We start from the raw sequence: 1,279 nt of genomic DNA, 5'->3' as shown, positions 1-1,279 counted from the left end.
GTAATGTATGGAGGAATTTTTTCTCAGACAAAACGTATCTTAATAGCTTTGAATGGTTGGCTATTAATGGTAGCCTACTATTTATGTTGTTCTGCATAATAGGAGTATCACTCTATCTTAAACATAAAGGTAAGCGTCCAAAAGAGGGAAAGACTATAACAGTTACTTCTTATACAAATATGTCGCAAAATGGAGTGGAACAAGTTCTGTCATCAGTAATTCCATGGCTCACGGTTTTTGCTGATAATTTAGATTTTAAAATTTTATTTTTTAGCATTGTACTACAAGGCTGTCTTATAGCAATAACTAGTTACAATAACAGTAACTATAATATAATTTGTTCAATATTAGGCTATCGCTATTATGAGGTGCATACTAAAGAGAATACATATATACTACTTTCAAAAAAATGTATTAGAAATAGAAAAGAGATAAAGTCATATACAGATATAACAGATTATATGGGATTAATCATTAAAGACAAAGAATAAATATGAGCCAATTTTACGCTTTAATGTCAGACAACACAGTGAAGTATATTTCACTCAATGAGGATGTGGTTAATGATATTAGAAATATTTTTATCAGTGGTGCAGCGAGGTTGAAAACTGCGGAAATGGAAGAAGATGAATTTAATGGAGATATAATGGCAAGAAAAGGAGAAAACATTACTTATGTAAATTTCTTCTTGCCAGACGACTTCAGTAGAATACCTGACAATCAAGCAGATATGTCTGAATATAATATAGAGGAAGATATTCCTAAAAGTATTTTCTGGTATGAAGAAGGGAGATACCTTTTTCAAGTATTTAACAAAAGAAACATATTAAAGCGTAAAACTGTCTTGAAAGTTGAATACGGGAATTCTTTTGCAAAAATGCAAGAAAAGGCGTTTGTAATTGAAGAAAAGGTTAATGCCATATATGAAGATGGAAAGTTTTATTTTCAGAGTTACACAAGTGCCAATCAGATTTTTCCTTTACTAGATTTTGTGACTGAAGCAACTAATGGAGAAATTGATTCTTTTGGAGAAAATGAAAACTTAGAAGCTAATGCTGTCCGTATTAAAGATATTGCAAATGTTAAGACCAGAAGACTAATCAAAGTATTATCATCTACAACAAATGTCTCAACATTTATAGGTAAATCCCTTCGGACAAAAAAAAGTCTCTTAAAGAAATATGGTATAAAAGCCCAGATTAATAATGAGGGAAAACTTATCCTTCCTACTCATAATGTATCAGAACTTAATAGAACATTAGAATTTCTCAATGAAGAC

General features: G+C 30.6%; 2 protein-coding genes. Both read left to right on the top strand.

Annotation, left to right across the window (positions count from 1 at the left end):
* Positions 1 to 491 (top strand): hypothetical protein (locus HMPREF9420_RS14325; RefSeq protein ID WP_007136153.1); only part of this gene is annotated, 491 nt, incomplete at its 5' end.
* 2 nt (positions 492 to 493) lie between these two features.
* Positions 494 to 1,279 (top strand): hypothetical protein (locus HMPREF9420_RS12750; RefSeq protein ID WP_007136152.1); only part of this gene is annotated, 786 nt, incomplete at its 3' end.

Origin of the sequence: Segatella salivae DSM 15606, assembly GCF_000185845.1 — a bacterium.
In the GTDB taxonomy this organism is placed as follows: domain Bacteria; phylum Bacteroidota; class Bacteroidia; order Bacteroidales; family Bacteroidaceae; genus Prevotella; species Prevotella salivae.
Note: the sequence above shows the minus strand (reverse complement) of the source record. Positions and strands in the feature narration are given on the sequence as shown.